The organism is Streptomyces sp. NPDC006516, assembly GCF_040611875.1.
In the GTDB taxonomy this organism is placed as follows: domain Bacteria; phylum Actinomycetota; class Actinomycetes; order Streptomycetales; family Streptomycetaceae; genus Streptomyces.
Map to the genome: position 1 here is coordinate 815,410 of NZ_JBEXPD010000001.1, position 21,203 is coordinate 836,612.

18 protein-coding genes are annotated in these 21,203 nt (G+C 72.2%); 9 read left to right on the forward strand and 9 right to left on the reverse strand.

Annotation, left to right across the window (positions count from 1 at the left end):
- Positions 1 to 3: 3 nt before the first annotated feature.
- Positions 4 to 666 (reverse strand): biliverdin-producing heme oxygenase, encoded by a 663-nt coding sequence (locus ABZY45_RS03600; protein ID WP_356735676.1) that lies wholly within the window; start codon positions 664 to 666, stop codon positions 4 to 6.
- A 225-nt stretch (positions 667 to 891) separates the two neighbouring features.
- Positions 892 to 1,749, reverse strand: a complete 858-nt coding sequence (map, locus tag ABZY45_RS03605; protein WP_356735678.1) for a type I methionyl aminopeptidase — start codon at positions 1,747 to 1,749, stop codon at positions 892 to 894.
- A 58-nt stretch (positions 1,750 to 1,807) separates the two neighbouring features.
- Here map and ABZY45_RS03610 point away from each other — a divergent pair, with 58 nt between their 5' ends.
- Positions 1,808 to 2,044, forward strand: coding sequence for a hypothetical protein (locus ABZY45_RS03610; protein WP_356735680.1), 237 nt, complete (start codon positions 1,808 to 1,810; stop codon positions 2,042 to 2,044).
- 103 nt (positions 2,045 to 2,147) lie between these two features.
- Here the strand turns inward: ABZY45_RS03610 and ABZY45_RS03615 are convergent, their stop codons facing one another.
- Positions 2,148 to 2,750 (reverse strand): hypothetical protein, encoded by a 603-nt coding sequence (locus ABZY45_RS03615; protein ID WP_356735682.1) that lies wholly within the window; start codon positions 2,748 to 2,750, stop codon positions 2,148 to 2,150.
- Between the two features lie 173 nt (positions 2,751 to 2,923).
- On the opposite strand from ABZY45_RS03615, the gene npdG reads away from it, so the two are divergent.
- Both npdG and ABZY45_RS03625 read left to right on the forward strand, forming a co-directional pair.
- Entirely contained in the window at positions 2,924 to 3,634 is a 711-nt protein-coding gene (gene npdG, locus ABZY45_RS03620; protein ID WP_356735684.1) for an NADPH-dependent F420 reductase, read from the forward strand.
- Between the two features lie 84 nt (positions 3,635 to 3,718).
- Positions 3,719 to 3,907, forward strand: coding sequence for a hypothetical protein (locus tag ABZY45_RS03625; protein ID WP_356735686.1), 189 nt, complete (start codon positions 3,719 to 3,721; stop codon positions 3,905 to 3,907).
- Here ABZY45_RS03625 and ABZY45_RS03630 read toward each other — a convergent pair.
- Positions 3,904 to 4,716 carry a site-2 protease family protein gene (locus tag ABZY45_RS03630; RefSeq protein ID WP_356735688.1) on the reverse strand — a complete coding sequence of 271 codons (813 nt, stop codon included), beginning with the start codon at positions 4,714 to 4,716 and terminating at the stop codon, positions 3,904 to 3,906. The two genes, ABZY45_RS03625 and ABZY45_RS03630, sit on opposite strands and share 4 nt — an antisense overlap.
- A gap of 136 nt (positions 4,717 to 4,852) precedes the next feature.
- Between ABZY45_RS03630 and ABZY45_RS03635 the strand changes: the two genes are divergently transcribed.
- Positions 4,853 to 8,170: a BTAD domain-containing putative transcriptional regulator gene (locus tag ABZY45_RS03635; protein WP_356735690.1), complete on the forward strand. Its 3,318-nt coding sequence runs from the start codon at positions 4,853 to 4,855 to the stop codon at positions 8,168 to 8,170.
- A 4-nt stretch (positions 8,171 to 8,174) separates the two neighbouring features.
- Here ABZY45_RS03635 and ABZY45_RS03640 read toward each other — a convergent pair whose 3' ends face one another.
- The 3 genes from ABZY45_RS03640 to panB all read right to left on the reverse strand — a co-directional run bounded on the left by ABZY45_RS03640 (position 8,175) and on the right by panB (position 11,049).
- Positions 8,175 to 9,032 (reverse strand): ABC transporter permease, encoded by an 858-nt coding sequence (locus ABZY45_RS03640; protein WP_356735692.1) that lies wholly within the window; start codon positions 9,030 to 9,032, stop codon positions 8,175 to 8,177.
- Positions 9,029 to 10,042, reverse strand: a complete 1,014-nt coding sequence (locus ABZY45_RS03645; protein WP_356735694.1) for an ATP-binding cassette domain-containing protein — start codon at positions 10,040 to 10,042, stop codon at positions 9,029 to 9,031. Before ABZY45_RS03645 ends, ABZY45_RS03640 begins: the two co-directional genes overlap by 4 nt.
- Positions 10,043 to 10,161: 119 nt before the next feature.
- Positions 10,162 to 11,049 carry a 3-methyl-2-oxobutanoate hydroxymethyltransferase gene (panB, locus tag ABZY45_RS03650; protein ID WP_356735696.1) on the reverse strand — a complete coding sequence of 296 codons (888 nt, stop codon included), beginning with the start codon at positions 11,047 to 11,049 and terminating at the stop codon, positions 10,162 to 10,164.
- Positions 11,050 to 11,250: 201 nt separating this feature from the next.
- On the opposite strand from panB, the gene ABZY45_RS03655 reads away from it, so the two are divergent.
- The 5 genes from ABZY45_RS03655 to ABZY45_RS03675 all read left to right on the forward strand — a co-directional run bounded on the left by ABZY45_RS03655 (position 11,251) and on the right by ABZY45_RS03675 (position 17,828).
- Positions 11,251 to 12,861 carry an MFS transporter gene (locus ABZY45_RS03655; RefSeq protein WP_356735698.1) on the forward strand — a complete coding sequence of 537 codons (1,611 nt, stop codon included), beginning with the start codon at positions 11,251 to 11,253 and terminating at the stop codon, positions 12,859 to 12,861.
- A gap of 98 nt (positions 12,862 to 12,959) precedes the next feature.
- Complete coding sequence (locus tag ABZY45_RS03660; RefSeq protein ID WP_356735700.1) at positions 12,960 to 13,694, forward strand: TetR/AcrR family transcriptional regulator; 735 nt, start codon at positions 12,960 to 12,962, stop codon at positions 13,692 to 13,694.
- Positions 13,695 to 13,862: 168 nt separating this feature from the next.
- Positions 13,863 to 14,894 carry an endonuclease/exonuclease/phosphatase family protein gene (locus ABZY45_RS03665; protein ID WP_356735702.1) on the forward strand — a complete coding sequence of 344 codons (1,032 nt, stop codon included), beginning with the start codon at positions 13,863 to 13,865 and terminating at the stop codon, positions 14,892 to 14,894.
- Positions 14,895 to 15,241: 347 nt separating this feature from the next.
- The gene (locus tag ABZY45_RS03670; protein ID WP_356735704.1) at positions 15,242 to 16,429 is read left to right on the forward strand and encodes a Cmx/CmrA family chloramphenicol efflux MFS transporter; all 1,188 of its coding nucleotides are present in this window, start codon (positions 15,242 to 15,244) and stop codon (positions 16,427 to 16,429) included.
- Between the two features lie 178 nt (positions 16,430 to 16,607).
- On the forward strand, positions 16,608 to 17,828 hold the full coding sequence (locus ABZY45_RS03675; RefSeq protein ID WP_356735706.1) for an MFS transporter: 1,221 nt from the start codon (positions 16,608 to 16,610) through the stop codon (positions 17,826 to 17,828).
- Between the two features lie 159 nt (positions 17,829 to 17,987).
- Here the strand turns inward: ABZY45_RS03675 and ABZY45_RS03680 are convergent, their stop codons facing one another.
- A complete protein-coding gene (locus tag ABZY45_RS03680) occupies positions 17,988 to 19,205 on the reverse strand; it encodes an MFS transporter (RefSeq protein ID WP_356735708.1) in 1,218 nt (405 codons plus the stop codon).
- A 172-nt stretch (positions 19,206 to 19,377) separates the two neighbouring features.
- On the reverse strand, positions 19,378 to 21,132 hold the full coding sequence (locus ABZY45_RS03685) for an NAD+ synthase (RefSeq protein ID WP_356735710.1): 1,755 nt from the start codon (positions 21,130 to 21,132) through the stop codon (positions 19,378 to 19,380).
- Positions 21,133 to 21,203 lie beyond the last annotated feature (71 nt).

The following is a 21,203-nucleotide window of genomic DNA, read 5'->3' on the forward strand; positions in this document are numbered from 1 at the left end:
CGTTCACGCGCTGAGCGGGAAGACCTCACCGAGCTCCCGGAAGACGGCGGTGTTCAGCGCGAAGGCGCGCTTGCACTCGTCCACGATGCGCTGCTTCTCCAGATCGTCGGCGTTCACCGCGTCCAGCAGCTCGCGGTACTCCCGCTTGAAGGCGGCCGGGTTGGAGATCTGCTCGAACACGTAGAAGCGCACCCCGTCGCCCTTGCGCTCGAAGCCCCAGGTCTTCTCGGCGGTGCCCCGGATGATCTGGCCGCCGGAGAGGTCCCCGAGGTAGCGGGTGTAGTGGTGCGCCACGTATCCGGCGGGCCACTCCCGGGCGCACTCGGCGACCCGCTCGGCGTACGCGGCGGTGGCGGGCAGCGGTTCCAGCCCCGTGCGCCAGCCCTCGCCCCGCAGATGACCGAGATCGCGCTCCAGTTCGGCCCGGCGCATCAGCTCCGGCCGTATGAAGGGCCCGGCCACCGGGTCCGCACGCAGGCTCTCCGCTCCCGCCTCCAGCGCCCTGTAGACGAACCACAGCTGCTCGGTGTACCGCGTGTACGCGTCCACACCGAGCCGCCCGCCGAGCATGTCGCTCATGAAGGTCGAGGACTCGGCCTCCGTGTGCTGCTCGTGCGAGGCGGTTCGGATGAGCGTGGAGAAGGGGGTGGTGGCGGTTGCGTCCAAGGCGGGCCTCCGGGGACCTGGGGGACGGGAAGTCCGGACATGAGCGTGCATACCGGTGCAAGCTGCGCGTGCCGACGCGCGCCGATACGCCGATCTTCCTACTTAGGCATACCTAAGTCAACAGGTTCCCGACTGCCTGTCGGTAAAACCGCCGCGGCAGTGAAGCGCCGCCACCGCTGCCACCGTGAGCCGGTGCCACCGCTGAGCGCCGCAGCGGGACGCGCCCTACGGGAGGGTCAGGATGTCCGCGCCCGTCTCCGTGACCACCAGTGTGTGCTCGAACTGGGCGGTCCGCCTGCGGTCCTTCGTCACCACGGTCCAGCCGTCGTCCCACATGTCGTAGTCGTGGGTGCCGAGCGTGAGCATCGGCTCGATGGTGAACGTCATCCCGGGCTGCATCACGGTCGTCGCGTGCGGGCTGTCGTAGTGCGGGATGATCAGCCCGGAGTGGAACGACGAGTTGATCCCGTGCCCGGTGAAGTCGCGCACCACCCCGTAGCCGAAACGCTTGGCGTACGACTCGATGACGCGGCCGATCACGTTGATCTGCCGGCCGGGCCGGACCGCCTTGATGGCGCGGTTCAGTGACTCGCGGGTGCGCTCCACGAGGAGCCGCGACTCCTCGTCGACGTCGCCGCAGAGGTAGGTGGCGTTGTTGTCGCCGTGCACACCGTTGATGTACGCCGTGACGTCGAGGTTCACGATGTCACCGTCCCGCAGCACGGTGGAGTCGGGGATGCCGTGGCAGATGACCTCGTTGAGTGAGGTGCAGAGCGACTTCGGGAAGCCCCGGTAGCCGAGGGTCGACGGGTATGCCCCGTGGTCCACCATGAACTCGTGCGCCACTCGGTCGAGTTCGTCGGTGGTGACGCCCGGCGCGATGTGCTTGGCGGCCTCCTCCATCGCCTGTGCCGCGATGCGGCCCGCGATCCGCATGCGCTCCACGGTGTCGGAGTCCTGGATCTCCGGCCCGGTGTATGGCGTGGGCGCGGGCTTCCCGACGTACTCGGGGCGCCGGATGTTTCCGGGTACGGAACGGACGGGAGTGATCTCCCCTGGTACGAGCAGTGACTGGCCAGACATGTCGGCGAGTCTAACCAGCGCGCTCGGGGCACCATGGCAACGAGGAAAGGATCCCGCAATGGCCCTGTTCAAGAAGCGCACGGTGGGCAAACCGGGCGAATGGTACTACTGCCTGGAACACAAGAAGGTGGAGGAAGGGCCCGAGTGCCCGGCGAAGGACCGCTTCGGTCCGTACGCCACCCAGGGGGAGGCGCAGCGCGCGATGGACACGGCGCGCGAGCGGAACCTGGAGTGGGAGAACGACCCGAAATGGCACGACCGGGCGGACCGGCCCTCGGACGAGATGCCGGACTAGCAGGCCGGCACGGGCGCCGCGTACGGGCGTCACGTCCCGCTGCGTCCTCCCGGGCGTACGGGCGCCGCATCCCCTCGCGTGGTGACGCACGGGGGTCCGGGCGTCACCAGCGGGCCGGCGGCGGGGCCGTCAGCTGGTCGGCGAGGCGGGAGAGCCGGTCGCGGAAGGTGCGGCGGCCCCGGGGGGACGGGGTGCCGTTCTCGCCCGCCGCCGCGCTGACCAGGTGCTGCACGGTGTCCAGATCCACGTCGTCGTCGGCGGTCACCGTCAGCGCCTCGTGGGCCAGGCCCCGCACCTCCGGATCGCCGCCGTCCAGCGACAGCACGGTCGCCCCCGCCCGGCGCGCGTCGTGCACCCGCTCCAGCAGCCCGCCGTCCGGCCGCTCCGGCGCGACCACGAGCAGCGTCTCGCCCCGCCCGGCCGCCTCGATCCGGCCCAGGCCGACGGCCAGGTGCACCGGGTCGTCCGGCTCCACGCGGTGGCGTACGAGCGTGGGACGCAGCTGCGGGATTCCCGACCAGGTGGACTCGTCGACCAGGTGCGCGGCCATGTGCCACGGCTCGTAGACCTCGGTCCCCACCAGCAGCAGCCCCCCGCCCCGCGGGACGACGGACGACCGCAGGGTACGGGCGAACCCCCTGGCCGCGGCGGGCCACTCCGTCCCCGCGAGGACCTCACGCAACAGTGCGACACGCACGGCATCCATGGCCCGGCATCTTGCCCCCGGCCGTGCCCTCCTGACTGCCCGATCGCCGTAATCCACCCGAACGGGGAGCGGGCCGCCGGAATTCGTGGATACGGGGGCCGTCCGCCGTGACCCTCGTCGCACAGCGTTCCGCTTCGGGTACGCGTTCCTTACCTCGCAGTAGGGTCGGCGGCATGACTACGAATGACAGTGGCAGCGCGTCCAAGCCCCCCGCCAAGGACCCGTGGGACCTCCCCGACGTGTCCGGACTGACCGTCGGCGTACTCGGCGGAACCGGACCCCAGGGCCGTGGCCTCGCCTACCGTTTCGCCCGTGCCGGACAGAAGGTCGTCATCGGCTCCCGCGCCGCCGACCGCGCCGAGGCCGCCGCGGCCGAGCTGGGCCACGGCGTCGAGGGCGCGGACAACGCCGAGTGCGCGCGCCGCAGCGACATCGTGATCGTCGCCGTGCCGTGGGACGGCCACGCCAAGACGCTGGAGTCCCTGCGCGAGGAGCTGGCCGGCAAGCTCGTCGTCGACTGCGTCAACCCGCTCGGCTTCGACAAGAAGGGTGCCTACGCCCTGAAGCCCGAGGAGGGCAGCGCCGCCGAGCAGGCCGCGGCCCTGCTGCCGGACTCGCGGGTGACCGCGGCCTTCCACCACCTGTCGGCGGTGCTGCTCCAGGACGAGTCCATCGAGGAGATCGACACCGACGTGATGGTGCTCGGCGAGGCGCGTGCCGACACGGACACGGTGCAGGCGCTCGCGAGCCGCATCCCCGGCATGCGCGGCGTCTTCGCCGGCCGGCTGCGCAACGCCCACCAGGTCGAGTCGCTGGTGGCGAACCTGATCTCCGTCAACCGCCGCTACAAGGCACACGCGGGGCTGCGCACCACCGACGTGTGAGGAGCCCGTGCGCGGATCCGAATCGGGCATGAGGGACACTGGGGAGGACCGCGCACCATCCCCGGACAGGAGCATCCAGCCCTCATGCCCCGCCTCGCTCTGTACTCCCTCGTCGTCTGCGTCCTCGCCGTCGCCGCTGCCGTGGTCTCCTTCGTCGAGGGCAGCTTCCTCGGCATCGTGTGGGTGCTGCTGGCCGGCCTCTCCTCCAACATGGCCTGGTTCTACCTGCGCAAGCACAAGGCGGAGTCCCGCCCCGAGGCCGCCGCGCGCTAGCGGATCAGGGCGCAGCCCGGATCCTGGTCGCCGAACCACTCCTGCCAGAAGCGGTAGGTGTCGAGGCCGCAGTACGTCTCGACCTCACTGACGCCCAGGCCACGCAGCAGCGCGTCCACCGCGTCGAAGAACACGCCGTTGACCTCCGGGATCCACAGCAGCCCGAAGACCGCGAGCAGCCCGAACGGCGCGAACGGCTCCACCTGGCGCCGGATCCTGTACGAGAGCCAGGGCTCGATCACGCCGTAGCCGTCGAGCCCCGGGACCGGCAGGAAGTTCAGGATCGCCGCCGTCACCTGGAGCAGGGCCAGGAAGGCGAGCGCGAGCCGGAACGGCAGCGGGACACCGTCCAGCCCGCCCAGCCAGAACGGCGCCGTGCAGACGACGGCGAACAGCACGTTCGTCAGAGGCCCGGCCGCCGAGATCAGGCTGTGCTTCCAGCGCCCCCTGATACGGCCCCGCTCGATGTAGACGGCACCGCCCGGCAGACCGATGCCGCCCATGATCACGAACAGCACGGGCAGCACGATGCTCAGCAGGGCATGGGTGTACTTGAGCGGGTTGAGGGTCAGATAGCCCTTCGCCCCGATCGAGATGTCACCGCTGTGCAGCGCGGTGCGCGCGTGGGCGTACTCGTGGAGGCAGAGCGAGACGATCCAGGCCGCCGTGACGAAGAGGAAGACGGCGAAGCCGGTCTGCTCGGCGAAGCCCGTCCACACCGCCCAGCCCGAGACGGCCATGACGGCGACGATCCCCAGGAAGATCGGACTGACCCGCCGGTCGCTGGGGCGGCGGAACGCGGTGGTCATCGACGGAACTCCTGAGGACTGGGCGGTGGCCGGCGGATCGCGACGAGCCCCCGAGGGTACGCGGTGGCACGCCGAGAACGTCTCGTGGGCGGGTGGTAGTTCCACGAGGCCGCGAGGCGTCACGGAGAATGGGCGCGTGCACTACGGCATCCTCGGTACCACCCGCGCCCTCCGCCCCGACGGCACGGCCGTCGCCCTCGGCGGGGCGCGGCTGCGCGCCCTGCTCACCGTGCTCGCGCTCCGGCCGGGCCGCACGGTCCCGGCCGGCGTGCTCGTCGACGAGGTGTGGGCCGACGACCCGCCCGCCGACGCCCAGGGCGCCCTGCAGGCGCTGGTCGGCCGGCTCAGGCGCGCACTGGGGCGGGAGGCGGTGGTCTCCGCGGAGAACGGCTACCGTCTCGCCGCCGAACCGGACACCGTCGACCTGCACCGCTTCGAGCGGCTGGCGGGCGAGGGCGTACGGGCGATGGCCGAGGGCGACGCGGTGAAGGCCGCCCCCCTCCTGGACGAGGCGCTCGCCCTGTGGCGCGGGCCGGCCCTCGCCGACCTGCCGGACCGCGCCGTGGCGGCGGCGCGCTGGGAGGCCCTGCGCCTGGACGCGCGCAGGGCCAGGATCGAGGCGGTCCTCGCGCAGGGCCGTCCCGAGGAGGCGCTCCCCGAACTCGCCGGGCTCTGCGCCGACCACCCCCTGGACGAGCCCCTCCAGGCCCTGAGGATCAGGGCGCTGCGGGACGCCGGGCGCACCGCCCAGGCGCTCGCCGCCTACGACGAGGTCCGCACCGTACTGGCCGACCGCCTGGGCGCCGACCCCGGTACCGCCCTGCGCGCCCTGCACGGTGAGCTGCTCCGCCAGGACGGGCCCGGGCCGGCCCCCGCTCCCGGCCCCCGCCCGGCGCAGGGCAACCTGCGGGCCAGGCTCACCAGCTTCGTCGGGCGCGAGGCCGACATCGCGGCCCTGGGCGAGGACCTGACCCGGGCGCGGCTGATCACCCTGCTCGGTCCCGGTGGGGCGGGCAAGACCCGGCTGTCCCAGGAGGCCGCCGAGACGGTCTCCGCCCTGTGGCCGGACGGTGTATGGCTGGCCGAACTCGCCCCGGTCGAGGATCCGGAGGCCGTGCCCGAGGCCGTGATCAGCGCGCTGGGCGCCCGCAAGACCGTGCTGCGGGGCGCCGGCGCCGAAGGGATCCGCGCCGTCGAACGCGGCTCCGGGGCCGGGACCGCGCTGGCCCATCTCACCGACCACTGTTCCCCGCGGCGCATGCTCCTGCTGCTCGACAACTGCGAGCACGTCGTCACGGCCGCGGCCCGGCTCGCCGACCACCTCCTCGCCCACTGCCCCGGCCTCACCGTCCTCGCGACCAGCCGTGAGCCGCTCGGCGTCCCCGGCGAACTGGTGCGCCCCCTGGGCCCGTTGCCCGACCCCATGGCCCTGCGCCTGTTCGCCGACCGCGGCGCCGCGGCCCGGCCGGGTTTCCGGGTCGACGCCGACGCCGGGACGGCCGCGGCCTGCGCGGAGATCTGCCACCGGCTCGACGGCCTTCCGCTCGCCATCGAACTGGCCGCCGCCCGGCTGCGGATGCTCGGCCCGCGCCAGATCGCCGACCGTCTCGACGACCGCTTCCGCCTGCTGTCCAGCGGAAGCCGCACCGTCCTCCCGCGCCAGCAGACCCTGCGCGCGGTCGTCGACTGGTCGTGGGACCTGCTCGACGACGGCGAACGCGCCGTCCTGCGCCGGTTGTCGGTGTTCGCGGGCGGCTGCGACCTGACCGCGGCGGAGCAGGTCTGCTCCCTGCCGGGGACGGAGACGGGCGACCCCCGCGACGTGGCGCCGCTGCTCGGCTCCCTGGTCGACAAGTCCCTGGTCGTGGCCGTGCCCGGCGACGACGGCGACATGCGCTACCGCCTGCTGGAGACCGTCGGCGAGTACGCCGCGGAACACCTCGACGCGTCCGGGGAGCGCCCCGCCGCCGAACGGCGTCACCTCGTCCACTACCGGGAGCTCGCCCGCACCACCGATCCCCGGCTCCGTGGAGCGGAACAGAGGGCCGCGCTCGCCCTGTTCCTGCGCGAGTACGAGAACGTACGCACCGCACTGCGGCGTGCGGTGGCCGCGCGGGACGAGCACGAGGCGCTCTGCCTCGTGCACTGCCTCTTCTGGTACTGGCAGATGCGCGATCTGCGGACCGAGGCGCGCCTGTGGTCGGAGGCGGTCGCCGCGCTCGGCCCCGACCCGTTCACCGAACCCGCCGGGCCCGTCCCCTCGCTGTACGAACGCTGCACCGACCGTCCGCCGCCCATGCCGGACGAGCAGTTGCAGGAGGCCCGGCGCGGGGTGCGGCTGGTCCAGCTGGCGAACATGGACCACAACGCCGACGAGTGGACCACGGGGGCGGGGCTGGACCGGCTCCGGATCATCGCCCGCACCTACCGTCCGGGGCAGCCGCAGGCCTGCCGGACCCCGGGCTCACTGTGGCTGTTCGCCGTCATGTTCACCGGAGAGGTGGGCCAGTTCCGTGAGCTCCTGGACGGCAGGGTGCGTACCTGCCGGGACCTCGGTGACGAATGGGAGCTCGCCACCGCCCTCCATCTGCGCGCCAACGCGCTCGCCAGCCGGCCCGACTGGGCCGGTGAGGCCGGGCGGGACGCCGACGAGAGCCTGGAGATCTTCCTGCGGCTCGGGGACGCGTGGGGCGCCGCCGAGGCACTCGCCTCCAGGGGCGAGGCCAGGGAACGCGCCGGTGACAGCGCCGCCGCCGCCGAGGACTTCCGTGCGGGCATCGCCTACGCCGAACAGATCGGGGCGGACGCCCAGGTCGCGGTGTTGCGGTCCAGGTACGCGGGCGCCCTCTGCGACACGGGCCGCGGGGAGGAGGGGGAGCGCATCCTGCGCGAGCTGCTCGCCGACGAACGCTGGTCCGGCGCCGAGGCCAGGCCCGTGGCCCGGATGCATCTCGCGATGTGGCTGGGCAGGACCGGCCGTGTCGCCGAGGCGCGCGAGCACCTGGACGTGCTGCGCGAGCTGTTCGCGGCCGAATCGGTGGCGCTCTTCGAGGGGTTCGTGCTGGGCATCCAGGCGTGGCTGGACAACCTGGAAGGGCTCTACGGCATCGCCCTGCCCAGGTCCGTAAGGGCACTGGAGCGGTCCAGGGACACCATGGCGGAGATGGTCGCCCCGCACATGACCGCCATCCACCTCGTCACCGTCGCCTGGGCGCTCGCCGGCACCGGTGGGGAGGGGCGCGCCGCCGACGCCGCCCGGCTGCTGGGTCTACACGCGAGGCTCCTCCCCGAGGGATACGTCCCCACCCGGACGGAGCGGCTGAACCATTCCAGGGCCGAGGCCGTCGCCCGCCACGGCCTGACGGACGACGCCTACCGGGCCGCGTACGCGGAGGGCGGCGGCCTCACCCTGGAGGAGGCCACCGCCCTGCTGTACGCGTACCTGGACGAGTAGGACGTCAGGACTTCTTGCGGAACTTGGCCACCGCGAGCGGGGCCATCACCGCGGTGATGACCACGGTCCAGCCGAGCGTCACCCAGACCGAGTGGGCGAGCGGGCCGCCCATCATCAGGGCGCGGGCCGCGTCGGCCAGGTTGGACAGCGGGTTGTAGTCGGTGAACGTCTGGAGCCATCCGGGCATGGTCTGCGTCGGCGCGAAGATGGACGAACCGAACTGGAGCGGCATCAGCACGAGCATCCCCATTCCCTGGACGGCCTGAGCCGTCTTCATGGTCAGTCCGAGCAGGATGAAGATCCACATGATGGCGGCACCGAAGGCGGCCGACAGGGCGATCGCGCCGATCAGCCCGAGCACGGACTCCTGGAGCTCCATACCGAGCGCGAAGCCCATGCCCAGCAGGATCAGCGTGGCGACCATCATCCGGCCGAGCTCGACCACGATCTTCGCGATGAGCACCGAGGAGCGGGCGATCGGCATCGTGCGGAACCGGTCCATGACCCCCTTGCGGAAGTCGTCGTTGACACCGGAGCCGACCGCCATGGCGATGTTCATGCCCATCATCGCCATCAGACCGGGGATCAGGTAGTTGAGGTACTCCTGCCGGCCGCCTCCCATGCTGCCGCCGACCGAGCCGCCGAAGACGTACACGAACAGCAGCGTGAAGATGACAGGCATCAGGAGCGCGTCGAACATCGACTCCGGATCCTTCTTGATCTGGAGCAGATTGCGCCGTACGAGTGCCCCGATGTGCCGCAGGTTGTTCCGCAGACCGATCCGGCCCTCGTCGTGGGGCTTCGCGGAGGGTGCGGACGTGCCCGCGCCGGTGGGGGTGGGCGTCAGAGTCGTCGTGCTCATGCCGCGACCTCCTGGGGGTTCGTGTCGGTGACGGTGGCCTTGTCGCCCGTGATGGCCAGGAACACCTCGTCCAGGCTGGGCAGCGCGGTGGCGACGTGGGCGAGTGAGAAGCCCCGGGTGCCGAGCAGCCCGATGACCGCGGTCAACTGCTCGTCGCTGAGGATCGGCACGTAGAGCAGCCCCTCGTCCGGGACCGCCTGGGCACCCGCGACGCCGTCGAGACCGGCTTCCCGCAGGGCCTGCGCCATCGCGGCCAGTTCGGCCGGGTCGGAGGGGCGGATCTGCAGGGTGCGGCCGCCGACCCTGGCCTTGAGCTCGTCCACCCCGCCGCTGGCGATGATCCTGCCCTGGTCGATGACGGTGAGCTCACTGGCCAGCTGCTCGGCCTCCTCCATGTACTGGGTGGTGAGCAGCACGGTCGCCCCCTCGGCGACCATCCGCTGCACCTCGTCCCAGACCTCGTTGCGGGTGCGGGGGTCGAGCCCCGTCGTCGGCTCGTCGAGGTACAGGACGGCGGGGCTGCCGATCATGGACGCCGCCAGGTCCAGCCGGCGCCGCATGCCGCCGGAGTAGTCCATCGCGGCCTTCTTCGCCGCGTCGGTCAGCGAGAAGCGCTCCAGCAGCTCGTCGGCGCGGGCCCTGGCCTTCTTGCGCGGCAGGTCGAGCAGGCGCCCGATCATGTAGAGGTTCTCCCAGCCGGAGAGCTTCTCGTCGACCGAGGCGTACTGCCCGGTCAGGCCGATGGTGCGGCGCAGCTGGCGCGGCTGCTTCACCACGTCGTAGCCCGCCACGACCGCGTGCCCGGCGTCGGGCTGGATCAGGGTGGACAGGCAGCGTACGAGGGTGGTCTTGCCGGCACCGTTGGGACCGAGCACACCGAGGACGGTTCCCTCGCGTACGTCGAGGTCCACACCGTCCAGTGCCTTGGTCGTGCCGTAGTGCTTGACCAGCCCCCGTACCTCGACGGCGTTGGTGCCGCCCCTGATGAGGTTCTTGTCGATTCGCGTCATGCAGACCATCAGACCAGCGCTCACCGACAAGTCACCGACATGTCGGTGACAGCAGGCGACAGCCCGCCGATGGGGGAAGTCGGCGGGCTGTCGGTGGTGCGGCAGTGGTCAGCGGTGCGTCAGTGGAAGGTGTGCTCCGGCGCGGGGAACGTGCCGCCGACGACCTCTTCGGCGAACTCCCTGGCGGCGTCGGTCATCACCTGACGCAGGTCGGCGTACTGCTTGGTGAAGCGCGGCACCTTGCCGCCGGTCAGCCCGACCATGTCGGTGTAGACGAGCACCTGGGCGTCCGTCTCGGGCCCGGCGCCGATGCCGACGGTCGGGATGTGCAGGATGCGGGTCACCTCTGCGGCCAGCTCGGCCGGTACGAGCTCCAGGACGACGGCGAACGCGCCCGCGTCCTGCACCGCCTTGGCGTCGCGCAGCAGCTGCTGGGCGGCCTCCTCGCCGCGGCCCTGGACGCGGTAGCCCATCGCGTTGACGGACTGCGGGGTCAGGCCGATGTGGCCCATGACCGGGATTCCCGCCTCCACGAGCAGCCGGATCTGCTCGTGCGAGCGCTCGCCGCCCTCCAACTTGACCGCCCCGACGCCGGAGTCCTTGATCAGCCGGGTGGCGTTGCGCAGGGCCTGGACCGGGCCCTCCTGGTACGCCCCGAAGGGGAGGTCGGCCACGATGAGGGCGCGCTTGGTGCCCCGTACGACGGCGGCCGAGAGGATGGCCATCTCGTCCATGGTGACCGGCACGGTGGTCTCGTAACCGAGGTGGCAGTTGCCCATGGAGTCGCCGACGAGCATCACCGGGATGCCGGCCTCGTCGAAGACGGACGCGGTCATCGCGTCGTAGGCGGTGAGCATGGGCCACTTCTCGCCGCGCTCGGTGGCGGCGGCGATGTCGTGGACACTGATGCGGCGGGTGCTCTTGCCCCCGTAGAGGGCCTTGCCCGCACCGGGAGTGGGTCCCGCGGGGGGAGTGGCGGGCTGGTTCTGCGCAGCCTGAAGCGACATGGCCAACGGCTCCTTCGTCATCTCGAGGCGCCCTGACGGCGTCCCCGGATCCCTTCCATGGTGGCATCCCGCGGCCGTTCCCGTGAAGTGGGCCCACCGGCGGCGCCCGAACGGCGCCGCCGGTGAACGGTGCGGGGCGACCGGGTAAAGACTTTCCAATACGAGACGGTCTCGTATTGGAACGCGCCTAGAGTCGTGGCCATGTCCATACCGTCCGGCGCCTCAGCCGCCGCGCCACGCGTCCCGGAGGCGGTCCACCGCCGCCGCTGGGCCATTCTCGGCGTCCTCATGTTCAGCCTGCTCATCGTCGTCCTGGACAACTCGATCCTGAACGTCGCGGTCAAGACGATCGCCAGCCCCGCGCCGACCGGTATCGGCGCCACCCAGAGCGAGCTCGAGTGGGCGATCAACTCCTACACGCTCGTCTTCGCCGGGCTGCTGTTCACCGCCGGCCTGCTGGGCGACCGCATCGGCCGCAAGAAGGTCCTGCTGGCCGGCATCCTCGTCTTCGGCATCGGCTCCGGCCTCGCCGCGCTCTCCACCACGCCCGGTGAACTCATCACCTGGCGCGCGCTGATGGGCTTCGGCGCGGCGTTCGTGATGCCCGCCACCCTCGCCGTCCTCATGAACGTCTTCGAACGGGACGAGCAGCCCAAGGCCATCGGTATCTGGGCCGGAAGCGTCGGCCTCGGCATCGCGATCGGCCCGATCACCGGGGGCGTGCTCCTGGAGCACTTCTGGTGGGGCTCGATCTTCCTGGTCAACGTGCCCGTGGTGGTCGTCGCGCTCGTCGCCATGGCCCTCCTCGTGCCCGACTCCAAGGACCCGGCGCCCGGCCGCGTCGACCCGCTCGGCGTCGTCCTGTCCATCGTCGGCCTGGTCCTGCTGGTCTACGGCATCATCCGCGGCGGCGAGCTCGCCTCCTTCACCGACGTCACCGTCCTCGCACCGCTGATCGGCGGCCTGCTCGTCCTGACGGCCTTCGTGTGGCACGAGAAACGCAGTGACCACCCGTCCATCGACATCTCGTACTTCAGGAAGCCGGCCTTCTCCGCCGCCGTCGCCGCCATCGCGCTGGTCTTCTTCGCGCTGATGGGCGTCACCTTCTTCTCCGCCTTCTACCTCCAGAGCGTGCGCGGTTACACCGCGCTGGAGTCCGGGCTGCTGATCCTGCCGCTCGCCGCCGCCCAGATGATCTTCGCTCCGCGGGCCCGCCTGGTCGTCGACCGGTTCGGCGCCCGCGCGGTCTGCACGGCCGGCATGCTGCTCGTCGCGGCCGGTCTCGCGGCCTTCGCGCTGTTCGGCACGGACACGCCCCTGTGGGTGCTGTGCGTGGTCTTCTTCGTCCAGGGCACCGGTATGGCCCACATCATGCCGCCGGTCACGGTGGCCGTGATGCAGGCCCTGCCCCGCGAGCGGGCCGGGTCGGGCTCCGCGATCAACAACACCTTCCGCCAGGTCGGCGGGGCGCTCGGCATCGCCGTACTCGGCTCGGTGCTCTCCACGGTCTACCGGGGCGACATCGAGGGCCACCTCGGCGCCGTACCGGCCGGCGCGAGGGACGTGGCCGGCGAGTCCATCGAAGCCACCCTCGGCGTCGCGGAGAAGCTGGGTCCGGCTGGCAAGCCGCTGGTCGCGGCGGCGAACGACGCCTTCATCGGCGCGATGCACGTCACCGCGCTCGGCTCGGCCGCGGTCGCGCTCATCGGCGCCGTCGTGGTGGCCGCGTTCCTCCCGGGCAGGCAGCCGGTCCAGGGCGCCGGGCAGGTGTCCGGCGGAGCCCCGGCCGAGGAGCCGGTGCACCAGCGCTGACCCGGCCCCGCCGTTCGCCCCGGCACCCGCCGGTCGGCGAGAATCGGGGCGGACGGCGAAACAGCGAACGGCGGACAGGCGCAGTGAGAGGGGCCCAGGTGGGGCAGGCGGCACAGAACCCGGCACGGGACGAGGCCGGGGGCCGGGCACAGGGCCCCGCCGAGGACCGGGCTGCCCCGCCCGCAACGCCCTGCCAGGAGGCGGAGCCCCGCCGGGGCCGTCCTCGCAGCGCGGCAGTGGAGCGGGCGATCCTGGACGCCGTCGTCCAGTTGCTGGAGGCGGGGGAGACCCTCGACGGTCTCTCCATCGAACGCATCGCCCGGACCGCTGGGGTCGGCAAGGCCACCATCTACCGCCGCTGGAGCGGCAAGGAGGAGCTCTTCGTCGACGTCCTGCGCGACATCGAGCCCGCCGATCCCACGGTCTCCGGCAGCGCGGGCCTGGACGACCTGCGCGTGCTGCTGGAGTCCATGCGTACGCGCGGACTCGCGCAGCGGTCCTCCGCCCTGCTGCACAACGTCTTCGTCCAGATGAAGAAACACCCCCGGCTGTGGGCCGAGTACCAGGCCACCGTCGTCACGCCCCGGCGCGTCGCGATGCTGGCCGCCGTCCGGCGGGCGGTGGACGCGGGCGAGCTCCGCGACGACCTCGACGTCGAGTTCATGGACGACCTGTTCCTGGGGCCCATGCTCGTGCGCACCGTCCACCGTCCCGAGGCGCCCCTGCCGGAGGACCTCGCCGACCGCATCATCGGTACCCTGCTCCAGGGCCTCGCGCCCCGGGCGGCGAAACAGCAGGTCACGACCGGTGAACCCAAGGCCACTCCTGTGTGATCGTTCTGTCACAAGGCGCACGTCCGTCCCTCCTGCCGGAACCCATCACGCCGCTTCGGTCGTCCTGATGGCAGTACGGGCCGTCGTCGACGGCGGGAATGACGTCACCCATCGCCTAGGGTCGTGAGGCGCGGTGATGTGCAAGGCAAGGCAGTGAGGACGAGCGCAATGGTGCAGGCGTACAGGGCGGACACCGAGAACGCCGACGTGGGTCCGCGGCCGGACACCCGCTTCCAGGCCCTGCGCCGCAGACTGACCTCCGACCGGGGCATCTGGCGGCGCGGGATCGTCCTCGCGCTCTGCTCGGTGCTGCTGACCCTCGTGATGGTCTTCCACGCCGAGATCCCGAACGCCATCGGCAACCTCGGCAGCCTCATCGAGACCTTCCTGCCCTGGTTCGGCGTCCTCGTGCCGCTGCTGCTGGTCCTGGGACTGGTCCGGCGCTCAGCCACCGCGCTGATCGCCCTGGTCCTGCCGGTCGCGGTCTGGTTCAACCTCTTCGGCGGCCTCCTGTTCGCCGACAAGTCGGGCACCGGCGGCGACCTCACCGTCGCCACCCACAACGTCAACGCGGGCAACCCCGACCCCGCGGGCACCGCCCAGCAGGTCGCGGGCTCCGGCGCGGACGTCGTGGCCCTCCAGGAACTGCCCGGCGGCAAGGTCGCCGCCTACGAGGACGCGCTCGCCGACCGCTACCCGTACCACTCGGTGCAGGGCACGGTCGGCCTGTGGAGCAAGTACCCGGTGTCGGACTCCCGCCCCGTCGACATCAAGCTGGGCTGGACCCGCGCGATGCGGGCCACGGTCACCACCCCCGAGGGCCGGGTCAAGGTCTACGTCGCCCACCTTCCCTCCGTGCGGGTCAAGCTGCACGCGGGCTTCACCGCCAACCAGCGGGACGACAGCGCGGACGCGCTGGGCGAGGCGATCGCCGACGAACCGCTGGACCGCGTGGTCCTGCTCGGCGACCTGAACGGGACCATGAACGACCGCTCGCTGAACGCCGTCACCGCCCAGATGCGCTCCACCCAGGGCGCCGCAGGCGACGGCTTCGGCTTCAGCTGGCCCGCTGCCTCCCCGATGGCGCGGATCGACCAGATCATGGTCAGGGGCGTCGAGCCCATGGCCTCCTGGACTCTCCCGGCCACCGACAGCGACCACCTCCCGATCGCGGCCCGTGTGCGGCTCGGGACCGAGTAGGCTCGCCCCCATGTCCAGCCCCGAGTCCGACAGACTCCGGCCGCCGGTTCGCCGGTGGCCGGCCCGTGACGCCGCAAGCCTCTGACCCCAGCGGTCACCCGGCTTCCCCCGTCGCGCCGTCGCCACCGCCGGATCCTCCTCGGCGGTGTGGGCCCGATCCTCATGTCCCGTGAGAACACCGGACATTCCACCGTGTCGCCGTCCTCGCGCCCGGCGCGTGACGACCGTCCTCGCGCCCCGGCGCGTGACGACCGTTCCTTGCGCCCCGACGCGTGACGACGGGCGCGGCCCGCATCCCCTGCACACCGCTCGTTCCTCCGACGGTTCCGTACAAGGGGTTCCTTCTCATGCCATTCGCTGTGTACGTGCTCGGGCTGGCCGTCTTCGCCCAGGGCACATCGGAGTTCATGCTGTCCGGCCTGCTCTCGGGCATCGCCGGTGACCTGGACGTCTCGCTGGGCGCCGCCGGGCTGCTGACCTCGGCCTTCGCGGTCGGGATGGTGGTGGGCGCGCCGCTCACCGCCCTGGCCGGCCGCGCCTGGCCCCGCCGCCGGGCGCTGCTGCTCTTCCTCGGTGTCTTCGTCGCCGTCCACGTCGCCGGCGCCCTGACCTCCAGCTACGGGGTGCTGCTCGCCACCCGGGTGGCCGGGGCGCTGGCCAACGCCGGCTTCTGGGCGGTGGCGCTGGTGACCGCGCTGGCCATCGCCGGCCCGCACCAGCGGGCGCGGGCCACCGCCGTGGTCGTCGGCGGGGTCACCGTCGCGTGTGTGGTGGGCGTCCCGGCGGGGGCGGCACTCGGTGAACTGTGGGGCTGGCGCTCGGCGTTCTGGGCCGTGGCCCTGGTGTCCGTACCGGCGGCGGTCGCGCTGCTGGCCGCCGTGCCGAAAGACCGGACCGGCGGAGTGCCGCAGGTGAGCGCGAGGAGTGAACTGCGGGCCCTGGCCCGGCCCCGGCTGCTGCTGACCCTGCTGGTGATGGCGCTCGTGCAGGGCGCGACCTTCTGCACCTTCTCCTACCTGGAACCGCTGGTCACCCGGGTCACGGGATTCGGTGCGGGGTGGGTGCCCCTGGTGCTCGCGCTGTTCGGCGTCGGCTCGTTCGCTGGTGTCACCCTGGCCGGACGGCTGGCCGACGCCCGCCCGGACGCGGTCGCCGGGATCGGCATGACCGCGCTGGCCCTGGGCTGGGCCGCCCTCGCCCTGACCGCAGCGCACCCGGCCGCGGCCCTCGCACTGGTCCTGCTCCAGGGCGCGCTGGCCTTCGGTACGGGGACGACACTCATCACCAGGGTCTTCCACCTGGCTCCCGACGCCCCCACCCTGGCGGGCTCCTTCGCGACGGCGGCCTTCAACGTCGGTGCGGCGGCCGGACCTTGGCTGGGCGGCCTGGCCCTCGGCGCCGGCCTCGGCTTCCGCGCCCCGGTCTGGGTGAGCGCCCTGCTGATGTGCGCTGCCCTCGCGGCCGCGGGGGTGCTGTCGGTGTCCTCGGGGCGGGTCCTGCCGGCCCGCCCCGGGGCAGGCGCACCCACCGAGTGATGCCCAGATCACACCCCGGCGCAACGGCATGTTCACGTCCGGGCATAAAACGTCTGAGAGACTTTGTTCCGACGGGATACATAACCCGTTACGGCAATGAAGCCGACGCTCCCGCACTCACACCACCGCCACCCGGATCCGAACGGACCGGGCGGCTCCTGCCCGAAAGGTTTACCCCATGCCCCTGGCCCTGCTCGCCCTCGCTGTGAGCGCCTTCGGCATCGGCACCACCGAGTTCGTGATGATGGGCCTGCTGCCCAACGTCGCGGACGATCTGGGAACGTCCGTGCCCACCGCCGGTTACCTCGTCTCGGCGTACGCGATCGGCGTCGTCGTCGGTGCCCCGCTGCTCACCGGCCTCGGCTCCAGGATCCCGCGCAAGCGGATGCTCCTGCTGCTGATGGCCGTCTTCACCATCGGCAACCTCGCCTCCGCCTTCGCCCCCGACTTCGGCTGGCTGCTGGCCGGCCGCTTCCTGGCCGGGCTCCCGCACGGCGCGTTCTTCGGGGTCGGGGCGGTCGTCGCCGCCCGCCTCGTGCCGGACGGCCGTCAGGCACGCGCGGTCGCCACGATGTTCCTCGGCCTGACCGTGGCCAACATCGTCGGCGTACCGGCGGCCACCCTGCTGGGACAGCACCTCGGCTGGCGCGCCACGTTCATGGTCGTCGCGGTGATCGGGCTGGGCGCCATGGCCGCGCTCGCCCGGCTCGTACCGCAGATCCCCGTCGAGGCGCACCAGAACGTACGCCGTGAACTGAGCGCGCTCGGCAACCGGCAGGTCATGCTCGGCCTGCTCACCGCCGTCCTCGGCTTCGCGGGTGTCTTCGCCGTCTACTCCTACCTCTCCTCGATGACGACCGAGGCGATGGGCTTCGGCGAATCCTCCGTGACGCTCGTCCTGGCGCTGTTCGGCATCGGCATGACACTGGGCGCGCTGGCGGCGGGACCGCTGACCGACCGGGCGCTGCGTCCCACCCTCTACGGGTCGCTCGGGGCCCTGGCCGTCGTCCTCGTGGTCTTCCCGTTCACCGTGCACGTGCAGTGGGCGGCCCTGGTCATGGTCGTGCTGCTCGGCGGCATCGGATTCATGACGACCACGCCGCTCCAGATGCTCGTGATGAACAAGGCCAAGGACGCGCCCACGCTGGCCTCCGCCTCCAACCACTCCGCCTTCAACCTCGCCAACGCGGGCGGGGCCTGGCTCGGCGGCGTCGCGATCGCGGCGGGCTGGGGCTGGACGTCTCCGGCCCTGGTCGGCGCGGTGCTGGCCGTGGCCGGCCTCGCCGTGGCGGTCACGGCGGGTTTCCTGGACCGGGCCCCGGGCACCTCGCGGGTCGTGGCGTCCGGCGCCCGGACCGAGACGCGTGAGTACGCGGAGGCACGCTCCTCCGAGGCCTGATCCGCCCGGCCCGACGCGGTCGTGACCGGGGCGGCGGGGCTCTGGATCACGACGACGGGCGATCGCGGCGGGGGTGCGCGCGTCGGCCCCTGGATCACGACGATGGTGGGGCCGCGCGGTGCACCCCCTGCGACCCGGGGCGCGCGATACGCCTCCGGGTCACGACGGCCGGCCGGTAGGGGCGCGCGACGAGCGCTCCCACCGGACCGGACCCAGCCGGGCCGCTGTCAGCAGTCCCGCCACGGCCGCCGCAGCCAGCAGCAGCCGTACGTCGACCACCGCGACCAGCCCCGCTCCACCCGCCAGGGCCACCGCGTTCGGCACGGTCATCAGGGAGCCGGCCGCCGCGGCGGTCCTTCCCAGTACGGCGTCCGGGGTCTCCCTCTGCACCGCCGTCATGGCCGCGATCAGCACGCAGGGCAGCCCCCCGCCGATGGCCACGCTCGCAGCAAGGGCCACCACGTCACCGCCCAGCGCCCGTGCTCCCACGGCCACCGCGAACACCGCGATGCCCGCCGCCGCGAAGGACCGCTCCGGGAACCGCCGCAGCAGAGGGCCTGCCAGCAGCCCGACGGCGACGGAACCCGCGCCCTGGAAGGCGTACAGCACTCCGGTGTACGCCGGGGCACGGCCCAGCGTGTCGTCCACCACGGCGTACACCGAAGCCCCGTTGAGCCCGGCGAGCAGCATCGTCAGCGCCCCGGCGTACACCAGGGGTCGCAGCACCGGCGACGCGCGCAGCAGCCGTATCCCCTCCGCCGTACCGCCCCACCCGGCCTCCCGGGCCTTCTCGCGCGCTCCGGCGGACTCCTCGACCCGCAGCCGCGCGAAGACCAGGGCGGCCAGGGCGAAGGTCACCGCGTCCAGCACCACCACAGGGACCGCCCCGTAGCGGGCGAACAGTCCCGCGCCCACGAGAGGCGCGAGCAGTTTCATGCCCTCGTTCGCAGTCGTACGCAGCCCGTTGAAGTCACCCAGCAGCCGCGCGTCGACGGCCCGGGCGACCAGTGCCGCCTCGGCCGCGTCCAGGAGCACGCCGCTCGTCCCGTAGACGCACAGGACGGCGAACAGCGCCCCGATCCGGTGGTCGGGGCCGACGAGGAGCAGCGAGGCCATCAGGCCCGCCATCACCAGGTTCACCACGATCAGCAGCAGCCTGCGGGGGAGCAGATCGGTTACCGTGCCGAGCGCCGGGCCCGCGAGCACCGGTGCCCACATCGCGCACACCGTCAGGGCGGCCAGACTGTCCGACCCCGTCGAGGACTTGACCCAGATCCCGGCGGTCAGCCACATCGCGGACGTGCCGAAACCGGACACGAGCAACCCCGTGAGGCACAGCAGGGCCGTGCGATCCCGTACCACCGCGCCCGCCGCCATCCCGGCCTCCCCGCACCCGCCTCGACCGCGCTCCCGGACGGGGCGCCTGTTCAGGCCATGCTGATGACTGAGGCGGGGCGGAGACATCGGGCAGATGCCCTAGGTGTGGCGTCCTGCGGGCCCGATGACGGCCGCCGGCCCGCACGGTGTGTGGACCGGCGCCCGCGCCGGCTCAGCTCGACTCGCGCCACCGGTTCGTGATCGGGAGCCGGCGGTCCTTGCCGAAGCCCTTCGGCGAGATCTTCGTGCCCGGCGGGTACTGCCGCCGCTTGTACTCCGCCGTGTCGACCATCCGCAGCGTCTTCGTCACCAGCGCGTCGTCGAAGCCCGCCGCCACGATCGCGTCCCGGCCCTGGTCCCGGTCGACGTACAGCTCCAGGATCCGGTCCAGCACGTCGTAGTCCGGCAGCGAGTCCGTGTCCACCTGGCCCGGGCGGAGTTCGGCGCTCGGCGGCTTGGTGATGGACGCCTCGGGGATCGGCGGCGTCTGCCCCCGCTCCTCGGCGGCCCGGTTGCGCCACTTCGCGAGGCGGAAGACCGACGTCTTGTACACGTCCTTGATCGGCCCGTACGCGCCGACGGAGTCCCCGTAGAGCGTCGAGTAGCCCACCGCCAGCTCGGACTTGTTGCCCGGCGCGAGCACGATCTGGCCCTCCTGGTTGGAGAGGGCCATCAGCATCGTGCCGCGCAACCGCGACTGGAGGTTCTCCTCGGCCAGCCCGGTGAGCTCCAGCGACCCCATGTACGCGTCGAACATCGGCTCGATCGGTACGGTGCGGAAGTTCAGTCCCGTGCGCCGGGCCAGCTCGGCCGCGTCGCCCTTGGAGTGGTCCGAGGAGTACTTCGACGGCATCGAGACGCCGTACACGTTGTGAGCCCCCAGCGCGTCGCAGGCGATCGCCGCCACGAGTGCGGAGTCGATGCCCCCGGAGAGCCCGATCAGGACACTGCTGAAACCGTTCTTCGCGGCGTACGCCCGCAGCCCCACGACCAGCGCCGAGTACAGCTCCTCGTCGTCGTCGAGCCGCTCGGCGTAGCCACCGGTCAGCTCCGGCTCGTAGGCGGGGAGCGGCTCCTCGCTCAGGACCACGTGGTCGATCCGCAGCCCGTCGTTGACGACCCCCGAGGGAGGCTCGGGCGGGGCGGCCGGGAGATCCAGGTCGATGATCACGCTGCCCTCGGAGAACTGCGGGGCGCGGGCGACGACTTCGCCGTCCTTGTCGACGACGATCGAGTCCCCGTCGAAGACCAGCTCGTCCTGGCCGCCGATCATGGCGAGGTACGCGGTCGTGCAGCCGGCCTCCTGGGCGCGCTTGCGGACCAGTTCCAGCCGGGTGTCGTCCTTGTCCCGCTCGTACGGGGAGGCGTTGATCGACAGCAGCAGCCCGGCGCCCGCCGCGCGCGCGGCCGGGACACGGCCGCCGTCCTGCCAGAGGTCCTCGCAGATCGCGAGCGCCACGTCGATGCCGTGGACCCGCACCACGGGCATCGAGTCACCGGGCACGAAGTAACGGAACTCGTCGAACACGCCGTAGTTGGGCAGGTGGTGCTTGGCGAAGTTCAGCGCGACCTGCCCGCGGTGGAGTACCGCGGCGGCGTTACGCGGGGACCCCGCGGGCTGGCCGTAACGCGCCGCGGCGTGCTCGGAGCGGTCCAGGTAGCCGACGACGACGGGCAGTTCCCCGAAACCCTCGTCGGCGAGGCGTCCGGCGAGCGCGCGCAGCGCCTGCCGTGAGGCCTCGACGAACGAGGAGCGCAGGGCCAGGTCCTCGACGGGATAGCCGGTCAGCACCATCTCGGGGAACGCCACCAGGTGGGCGCCCTGCTCGGCGGCGTGCCGGGTCCAGTGGACGACCGACTCGGAGTTGCCGGCCAGGTCGCCGACGGTCGCGTCTATCTGATTCAGTGCGAGACGTAGTTGAGGCACGCCGCCCAGTGTAATCGTCTGACTGACGCGATGTCCGGCCGAGCGGCTCACTGCCCGGCCGGAACTCCGCG